Source organism: Crenalkalicoccus roseus, assembly GCF_004761865.1.
In the GTDB taxonomy this organism is placed as follows: domain Bacteria; phylum Pseudomonadota; class Alphaproteobacteria; order Acetobacterales; family Acetobacteraceae; genus Crenalkalicoccus; species Crenalkalicoccus roseus.
The window spans coordinates 1-7200 of the sequence record NZ_SJDM01000077.1 but is presented as its reverse complement, the minus strand read 5'-3'; the positions used below and the strand labels follow the sequence as shown (position 1 = coordinate 7200).

The following is a 7200-nucleotide window of genomic DNA, read 5'->3' as shown; positions in this document are numbered from 1 at the left end:
GGGGGGCGGCGCGGCGGCGAGCGCCTCCTCCGGCGGGGACCGGGGCGGCGGCTGCGCCTCGGAGGGCGCGGGATCCGGCGGCGCCGCCGTCGCGACAGGTTCGGGCGGAAGCGCCGCGGCCCGGTCCTCGGGCGGCGCCGCGGCCTCGGCGCGCTCGGGCGGCGCGGCGCCGATGGGCTCCGCCATCCCGTCCCCGGCCGCCTGGTCCGGCGCGGCCGCCTCGGGCACGGGCGCCATCTCCACCGCCTCGACCATGCTTGGCGGCGGCGGGGCGGCGGGGCGCCAGGCGAAGGGCAGCAGCGCGGCGGCGTGCAGGGCGGCCGCCAGCGCGGCCGGCCCCGCGAAGCGCCGCGCGAGGCCAGGGGGCGCCGGCGGCGGCGCGGCGTGCCGGAGACCGCCCTCGGGCATCACCGGGCCCGGATCGCGGGGCCCGCCGCCTCGCCCTCGGCGATCAGCGAGACGCGCGCCACGCCGGCGGCGGCGACGCGGCCCATCACGCGCATCACCTCGCCATAGGGAATCGCGCGGTCGCCGCGCACATAGACCGGCGCGTCATTCGCCTCCGCCTCGCGCAGGGCGCGGAGGCGCGCGGCGAGATCGGCCTCCGCCACCTCCTCCTGGCGCAGGAACACGCGCCCCTCGCGGGTGACGGTGACGACCACCGGCGGCGCCGTTTGGGCGAGGCGCTGGGCCGAGGTCTGCGGCAGGCTCACTGGCACCCCGACCATCATCATCGGCGCCGCCACCATGAAGATGATGAGCAGCACCAGCATCACGTCCACGAGCGGCGTGACGTTGATCTCGCTCATCGGGGCCGCGTCCTCCTCCTCCGTGCCGCGGCCCGGCGTGGCGATGGCCATGGCGCTACTCCGCGGGGCGGAGCTGCGGCCGCGCCTCGGGCAGGGCGGCGGAGCGCGCGAGCCGCGCGGCGAGGTCCGAGGCGGCCGAGAGCGCCTCGCCGCGCAGCGTGCCGAGCGAGGCGGCGATGCGGTTGTAGGCGATCACCGCCGGGATCGCCGCGGCGAGCCCGATCGCGGTCGCGAACAGCGCCTCGGCGATGCCGGGGGCGACGACGGCGAGCGAGGTGTCGTTGCTGGCGGCGATGCCGATGAAGCTGCGCATGATGCCCCAGACCGTGCCGAACAGGCCGAGGAAGGGCGCCACCGCCCCGGTGGTGGCGAGGAAGGAGAGGCCGGGCTCGGCGCGCCTCACCTCCTGCGCCACCGCCTTGCGCATCGCGGCCTCGAGGCGGGCGCGGTACTCGCCGTCGGTCTCGTTGGCGCCCTGGCCATGGCGCCATTCGGGAATGCCCGCGCGCAGCGCCGCCGCGGGCAGGTCGGCGCGCCCGGGCGGCGCGTCCGGCACGCGCGCGCCGGCCGCCAGCGCGGCGAGCGCCCGCGCCTCCCGCCGCAGGCGCCGCAGCGTGCCCCACTTCTCGATGATGATGGCCCAGCAGGCGATGGAGGCGAGAAGGAGCAGCAGCATCACCCCCTTCACGATCGGGTCGGCCATGAGGAACAGGCCCCATGGCGAGAGGTCGTGGACGCCGGGCCCGGGCGGCGGGACGGGCTGGATCGGATCCATCGGGCTCACTTCTCGAAGGGCACGGCCTCGACGCGCGAGGCGAGGCTCAGGCGGTCCATGCAGGCGTCGCGCGCGGCGGGCTCGGTGCCGCCGCAGGCGAGCAGGTCGTTCAGCAGGATCTGGCCAACCGTCCCGCAGTCGAGGCCCGGCAGGTCGAAGATGCGCGCCTGGGTGCGGCCGGCCGGCAGCGGCCCGACATCCACCGCGACGCGGCGCGCCACGATCCCGTCGCGGCCGAACAGCACGAGATCCAGCCGCACGGGGTCGAGCGCCCCGGTGCCCCGGTTGCCCAGCACCAGCCAGACGCGGCAGGCGCCGCCCTCGCGCGGTTCGAGGCGGTTGAGCTCGACGCGCAGCGCGCCGCCCGGTTCGGCGGCCCGCCCCCCGGGGGCGAGGATCGGGCCGAGCAGGGCGGCGGCCGCGAGCAGGGCGCGGATCATGGCGGGGCATCTCCTGGCATGGCCCGGACCGGGCATCGCGCGGCCGGGCCGGCGGCGCCCCGGGCGGTTTCCGTCGGGTTCCGAAGCATCCCACTCCCCGGCCGGGGGCGCCGGCGCGGCCATCAATTGCGATCAACTCTCATTCGCGTCTCCGTCGGGAAGCGTCAACCCCCCTTCCCGGCGGCGGAGCCGGCGCCCGCGCCTCAGCCGCCGGGCGCGCCCCCTTTCCCCTCGCGCAGCGCCACCAGCCGCCCGCCGCTGATCCGCAGCAGCTCCGCCGGCGTGGTCTCGAACACGTGCACCGGCGAGCCCGCGGCCGCCCAGAGGCGATCGAAGCGGGCGAGATCCTCGTCCACCAGCACCAGCGGCGGCGTCAGGTGCCCGAGCGGCGCCACGCCGCCGATGGCGAAGCCGGTCACCTCCCGCACCCAGCCGCCCTCCGCCCGCGCCACCGGCCGGCCGACCAGCGCCGCCACCCTCGCCATGTCCACGCGGTTCGCCCCGGAGGCGATCGCCAGCACCGGCCGCCCATGGCCGTCCCCCAGGGCGCGGAACACCAGGCTCTTGGCGATCTGCGCCACCGCGCAGCCGACCGCCGCCGCGGCCTCGGCCGAGGTCCGGGTGCCGGCGGGGAAGGCCCGGATCGTGTCCGGGTGTCCCGCCGCGCGCAGCGCGGCCCGCACCCGCTCCACCGAACCCGCCCGCGCCACGCCCTTCCCGCCCATGCGCCACCCCCTGCCGACCGCGCGCCCCTCATCCACCGCCGCGCGCCGCGCGCCAAGGGGCGGGCGGCGGTTGCCCTGGCGCCGCGACGGGCGCAGGCTGCCGCCCGCGCACAGGAGCAGAGCATGGCCGACACCGCCTCCTTCCCGATCAGCCGCTACCCCGCGCCCGCCCTCGACTCGCTGCCGGAGGACATCCGCGCGCGCATCCTGAAGGTGCAGGAGAAGTCCGGCTTCGTGCCCAACGTCTTCCTGCTGCTCGCGCGCCGCCCCGACGAGTTCCGCGCCTTCATGGCCTACCACGACGCGCTGATGGACAAGGAAGGCGGGCTGAGCAAGGCGGAGCGCGAGATGATCGTGGTGGCGACCTCCGCGGCGAACCAGTGCCAGTACTGCGTCATCGCCCACGGCGCCATCCTGCGCATCCGCGCGCGCAACCCGCTGATCGCCGACCAGGTCGCGGCCAATTACCGCAAGGCGGACATCACGCCGCGGCAGCGCGCCATGCTCGACTTCGCCATGAAGGTCGCGCAGCGGGCCGAGGCGGTGGAGGAGGCCGACTGCGCGGCGCTGCGCGGGCACGGCTTCGGCGAGGACGACATCTGGGACATCGCCGCCATCGCCGCCTTCTTCGGCATGTCGAACCGCCTCGCCAATTTCGCCAGCCTGCGGCCCAACGACGAATTCTACGCCCTCGGCCGCGGCTGAGCCGTCTCCACCCGGCGGTGGCCGCGCGAACGGCTCCGGCCCGCCCTTCGCGGCGCCGCCTCGCGCTCCCGGCCGGGAACGCCTCCGAAGCCCCTGGGGAAGCACCGCGATGCAAACCGCCGCCCGGCGCCGCGCCGCCGCCTTCTGCGAACGCTTCGGCCTGCGGGCGCCGATCCTGCAGGCGCCGATGGCCGGCGCCTGCCCGCCCGCCCTCGCCGCCGCGGCCGCCAATGCGGGCGGCATGGGCGGCTTCGGCGCGCTGATGTCGGACGCGGCGGCGATGCGCGCATGGGTGGCGCAGTTCCGCGGCCGCAGCAACGGCGCCTTCCAGATCAACCTGTGGATCCCAAACCCGCCGCCCGCGCGCGACCCGGCGCGGGAGGCGGCGGTGCGCGCCCTCCTCGCCCGCCTCTCGGGGATCGCGGTGCCGGATCCCGGCCCCGGCCCCTTCGTGCCGGACTTCGCCGCGCAGTGCGAGGCGCTGATCGAGGCGGCGCCGCCGGTCGCCTCCTCCATCATGGGCCTGTTCCCGCCCGAGATGGTGGCGCGGCTGAAGCGGCACGGCATCGCCTGGTTCGCCAACGCGACCACGGTGGCCGAGGCCCGCGCGGCGGAGGCCGCCGGGGCGGATGCGGTGGTGGCGCAGGGCGCCGAGGCGGGCGGGCATCGCGGCAGCTTCGAGGACGGGGCGGCGGAGCGCACGCTGAACGGCCTCTTCGCCCTGCTGCCGCAGGTCGCCGACGCGGTCTCCATCCCGGTCATCGCCGCCGGGGGCATCATGGACGGGCGGGGGGTGGCGGCGGCCCTGACCCTCGGCGCGAGCGTGGTGCAGATGGGCACCGCCTTCCTGCGCTGCCCGGAGGCCGGCATCCATCCCGCCTGGGCGGAGGCGATCGGCCGCGCGGCGCCGGAGGACACGGTGCTGACCCGCGCCTTCTCCGGCCGCCTCGCCCGCGGCCTGCGCAACGCGGTGACGGAGGCCTTCGCCGCCGGCCCGCCCCCCGCCCCCTACCCGGTGCAGCGCGCCATCATGGCGCCGGTGCGCGCGGCGGCGGAGGCGGCGGGGGAGGTCGCGCGCATGCAGGCCTGGGCGGGCCAGGGCGCGGCGCTCGCCCGCGCCGAGCCGGCGGGGGTGCTGCTCGGCCGGGTCTGGGGAGAGGCGGAGGCGCTGCTTCCCTGAGATGCCCACCCGACGCACCACCCCCCGGCCGGCGCGGACGCGCGAGGACCGCTGCGGGGCCGCACCCGCCCGCCCATCCCCGCGGCGGCGGCGCATCGGCCGAGCCCCCCCTGCCCGATGCCACCCCTCCGGAGGCGGCGTGAGCGGCGCGGGCCGCGCCCGCCGGCCGGGCCGGGCGGCCGCATGAGCGCCGCCGCGCCGGCCGGGGCGCGCCGCGTCGTCCTCGCCCTGGGGGCGGCGCAGACGCTCGCCTGGGCCTCCTCCTACTACCTGCCGGCGATCCTCGCCGCGCCGATGGCGGCGGCGTTCGGCATCCCCGCCTCCTGGGTGTTCGGCGCCTTCTCGGCCGCGCTCGTCCTGTCCGCTCTGCTCGGCCCGGCGGTGGGGCGCGCCATAGACCGGCGCGGCGGGCGCGGCGTGCTCGCCCTGTCGAACCTGGTGCTGGCGGCGGGCCTCACCGGCCTCGGCCTCGCGCAGGGGCCGGCGGGGATGGCGGCGGCCTGGCTGGTGCTCGGCGTGGGGATGGCGATGGGCCTCTACGACGCCGCCTTCGCCACCCTGGCCGGGCTCTACGGGCGGGCGGCGCGCGGGCCGATCACCGGCATCACGCTGATCGCCGGCTTCGCCAGCACCATCGGCTGGCCGCTCTCGGCGGTGATGGAGGAGGCGCTCGGCTGGCGCGGCGCCTGCCTGGCCTGGGCGGGCCTGCATCTCGCGCTCGGCCTGCCGCTCAACCGGCTGCTGGTGCCGCCCGCGCCGCCGCCCGAGCGCGAGGCGGCCGCGGCGCCGGCGGCGGAGGCGCCGGCGCCGCGCCGCGCCATGCCGCTCCTCGCCTTCGTCTTCGCCGCCACCTGGTTCGTCACCGGCGCCATGGCGGCGCACCTGCCGATGCTGCTGCAGGCGGCCGGCGCCACCCCCGCCGCCGCGATCGCCGCGGCGGCGCTGGTGGGCCCGGCACAGGTGGCGGCGCGGGTGGCGGAGTTCGGGCTGCTGCGGCGCTTCCACCCGCTGGTCTCGGCGCGGCTCGCGACCCTCGGCCACCCGCTCGGCGCCCTCGCCCTCGGCGCCCTGGGGGGGCCGGGGGCCGGGGCCTTCGCGGTGCTGCACGGCATGGGCAACGGGGTGCTGACCATCGCCAAGGGCACCCTGCCCCTCGCGGTGTTCGGGCCGGCGGGCTACGGGGCGCGGCAGGGGCTGCTCTCCGCGCCCGCGCGCGCGCTGCAGGCGACCGCGCCGTTCCTGTTCGGGCTGCTGCTGGAGGGCGCGGGGGTGGGCGGGGCGCTCGCCCTCTCCTCGGCGCTTTCCCTCGCCGCCTGCCTCGCGCTGCTCGGGCTGCGCGCCGCCCCGTCCCGCGCCGCCGCGGGAGGGTAGCCGGCGCTGCGCTTCCGGAGCGGCGGCCTGGGCGCGTGCCCGGCCCGCGCCAGGGGGCGTTCAGAACCGCGGGGGAGGGGGAAGCTGAGGGGATGGTGCCCAGGGGCGGAATCGAACCACCGACACTGCGATTTTCAGTCGCATGCTCTACCAACTGAGCTACCTGGGCCCAAGGAGGCGGCCGCTCGCGCAGGCCGCCGGCAGAGGGCGCCGGAGATAGCGGAAGAGCGCCCGCCTGTCCACCCGGTCATGGCGGCGTCTCCTCGTCCCGCTCCCCCGCCTCGCCGGGAATGGCGTAATCTCCGGCCAGCCAGCGGCCAAGATCCACCTGCCGGCAGCGCGCCGAGCAGAAGGGGCGGAAGCGCGGCTCGGCGGGCCGGCCGCAGACCGGGCAGGGCCGCGGCGGCCTGCCGCGCGCCGCCTCCCGCGGCTCGCCCTCATCGGCCATGGCCGGCCTCCTCGATCGCCTCCTCGCCAGGGGAAAGCGCGGGGTCGGGGCGCAGTTCCAGCGGCCATCCGGCCCCGGCGGCGTGCTCTTCCAGCGCGCCAGGCAGGGCGCGCAGCGCCTCCAGCACCGCGGGCGCGGCGCGCAGCGCGAGGCGCCGGCCGGGCGCCGCCGCCGCCTCCCGCCCGGCGCGGCGCAGCGCGGCGAGGCCGCGGGTGAGCGGCGAGGGCGGAACCCCGAGCACCTCGTGCAGCGGCGGATGCACCCGCCGGCGCAGGATCTCGAACAGGCCGAGCGGGCCGAGGCCCTTCAGCTCCGCCAGGGGGTCGGCGGCGAGGGCGGCGCGCAGCGGCGCCTCCAGCGCGGCGCGGCGCCTCACGCTCAGCCCGGCGAGGTCGAGCAGGATCGGCCCGGCCAGGTTGCGCAGGCGGATCTGCCGCGCCGCCTCCGGGATCGCCACCGCGTTCAGGCGCTGCTGGGCGGCGGGGTCGCGCCCGCCGGCGGCGCTGCCCGCATCCACATCCAGCGCGGTCAGCGCCGGCGTCGGGTGCACCAGGATGCGCCCGCCCCCCGGCAGCGGCACCTCCGGCTCCGCCAGCGCCTCCAGCTCCGCCTCCAGCACCGGATCGAAGACCGGGCCGCGGCGCAGCGCCACCCGCTCCGGCCCCAGCGCGGCGCGCAGCGCGGCCGCGAGCGGCGGCGCATCGGTCTCCACCGCCGCGGCGGGATGGGCGCGGGCCAGCCGCAGCG

General features: G+C 78.5%; 9 protein-coding genes, 1 tRNA gene and 1 pseudogene. 3 read left to right on the top strand and 8 right to left on the bottom strand.

The annotated features are described in order from the left end of the window. The 5 genes and pseudogenes from ET526_RS20565 to ET526_RS20545 all read right to left on the bottom strand — a co-directional run. A pseudogene (locus tag ET526_RS20565) lies at positions 1-408 on the bottom strand (hypothetical protein); the annotation flags it as partial. Next, entirely contained in the window at positions 408-860 is a 453-nt protein-coding gene (gene tolR / locus ET526_RS20560) for a protein TolR (protein ID WP_135470864.1), read from the bottom strand. The pseudogene ET526_RS20565 and the gene tolR, both read right to left, overlap by 1 nt. Positions 861-864: 4 nt before the next feature. Further along, positions 865-1584 carry a MotA/TolQ/ExbB proton channel family protein gene (locus ET526_RS20555; protein ID WP_135470861.1) on the bottom strand — a complete coding sequence of 240 codons (720 nt, stop codon included), beginning with the start codon at positions 1582-1584 and terminating at the stop codon, positions 865-867. Between the two features lie 5 nt (positions 1585-1589). Continuing rightward, a complete protein-coding gene (locus ET526_RS20550) occupies positions 1590-2024 on the bottom strand; it encodes a Tat pathway signal protein (RefSeq protein ID WP_135470859.1) in 435 nt (144 codons plus the stop codon). Between the two features lie 203 nt (positions 2025-2227). Then, positions 2228-2749: a YbaK/EbsC family protein gene (locus ET526_RS20545; RefSeq protein WP_135470857.1), complete on the bottom strand. Its 522-nt coding sequence runs from the start codon at positions 2747-2749 to the stop codon at positions 2228-2230. A gap of 123 nt (positions 2750-2872) precedes the next feature. Between ET526_RS20545 and ET526_RS20540 the strand changes: the two genes are divergently transcribed. The 3 genes from ET526_RS20540 to ET526_RS20530 all read left to right on the top strand — a co-directional run bounded on the left by ET526_RS20540 (position 2873) and on the right by ET526_RS20530 (position 6005). Next, a complete protein-coding gene (locus tag ET526_RS20540) occupies positions 2873-3454 on the top strand; it encodes a peroxidase-related enzyme (RefSeq protein ID WP_135470855.1) in 582 nt (193 codons plus the stop codon). A gap of 109 nt (positions 3455-3563) precedes the next feature. Continuing rightward, entirely contained in the window at positions 3564-4634 is a 1071-nt protein-coding gene (locus ET526_RS20535; RefSeq protein ID WP_135470853.1) for an NAD(P)H-dependent flavin oxidoreductase, read from the top strand. 183 nt (positions 4635-4817) lie between these two features. Continuing rightward, entirely contained in the window at positions 4818-6005 is a 1188-nt protein-coding gene (locus ET526_RS20530; RefSeq protein WP_135470851.1) for an MFS transporter, read from the top strand. A gap of 93 nt (positions 6006-6098) precedes the next feature. Here the strand turns inward: ET526_RS20530 and ET526_RS20525 are convergent. The 3 genes from ET526_RS20525 to ET526_RS20515 form a co-directional block, all read right to left on the bottom strand. Beyond that, positions 6099-6174, bottom strand: a tRNA-Phe gene (locus ET526_RS20525). Positions 6175-6252: 78 nt separating this feature from the next. Next, positions 6253-6453: a DNA gyrase inhibitor YacG gene (gene yacG, locus ET526_RS20520; RefSeq protein WP_135470849.1), complete on the bottom strand. Its 201-nt coding sequence runs from the start codon at positions 6451-6453 to the stop codon at positions 6253-6255. Next, a partial coding sequence (locus ET526_RS20515) for a ribonuclease E/G (RefSeq protein WP_192898741.1) occupies positions 6443-7200 on the bottom strand: 758 nt, incomplete at its 5' end. The genes yacG and ET526_RS20515, both read right to left, overlap by 11 nt.